The sequence below is a fragment of the Enterobacter sp. RIT637 genome (assembly GCF_019718755.1).
Taxonomy (GTDB): Bacteria; Pseudomonadota; Gammaproteobacteria; order Enterobacterales; family Enterobacteriaceae; genus Enterobacter.
In genome coordinates this window covers 1-690 of the sequence record NZ_JAIHAZ010000078.1, presented here as the reverse complement: position 1 = coordinate 690, position 690 = coordinate 1, and the positions used below count along the sequence as shown (strand labels likewise).

1 protein-coding gene and 1 pseudogene are annotated in these 690 nt (G+C 55.7%); both read left to right on the top strand.

Features of this window, described 5'->3' with window-relative positions; all coding sequences use genetic code 11:
* Positions 1–545: thiosulfate ABC transporter substrate-binding protein CysP (cysP, locus tag K5E19_RS23250; RefSeq protein ID WP_221553287.1), on the top strand; the 545-nt coding region annotated here is incomplete at its 5' end.
* Positions 545–690 (top strand): annotated as a pseudogene (locus K5E19_RS23245) (molybdate ABC transporter permease subunit); the annotation flags it as partial. The gene cysP and the pseudogene K5E19_RS23245, both read left to right, overlap by 1 nt.

The following is a 690-nucleotide window of genomic DNA, read 5'->3' as shown; positions in this document are numbered from 1 at the left end:
CGCGCTATACCTATCTGGCGGCCTGGGGTGCAGCCGACAAAGCGGACGGCGGCGATAAAGCCAAAACCGAGCAGTTTATGACTCAGTTCCTGAGAAACGTTGAAGTGTTCGATACCGGCGGTCGCGGTGCGACCACCACCTTCGTGGAACGCGGGCTGGGCGATGTGTTGATAAGCTTCGAATCGGAAGTGAATAACATCCGTAAACAGTACGAAGCGCAGGGCTTTGAAGTGGTGGTGCCGAAGGTCAATATCTTTGCTGAATTCCCGGTCGCGTGGGTGGACAAGAACGTCAAAGCCAACGGTACGGAGAAAGCGGCGAAGGCGTACCTGAACTATCTCTACAGCCCGCAGGCGCAAACCATCATCACCGACTATTACTATCGCGTGGCGAATCCGGACGTGATGAACAAGCTTAAAGACAAATTCCCGCAGACCGATCTGTTCCGCGTGGAAGACCAGTTTGGCTCCTGGCCTGAGGTGATGAAAACCCACTTCACCACCGGTGGTGAGCTGGACAAACTGTTGGCGGCGGGGCGTAAGTGATGTTTGCAGTCTCCTCCAGACGTGTGCTGCCCGGCTTTACCTTAAGCCTCGGGACCAGCCTGCTGTTCGTCTGTCTGATTTTGCTGTTGCCGTTAAGTGCGCTGGTGATGCAGCTCTCTGAGATGAGCTGGGCCCAGTACTGGGA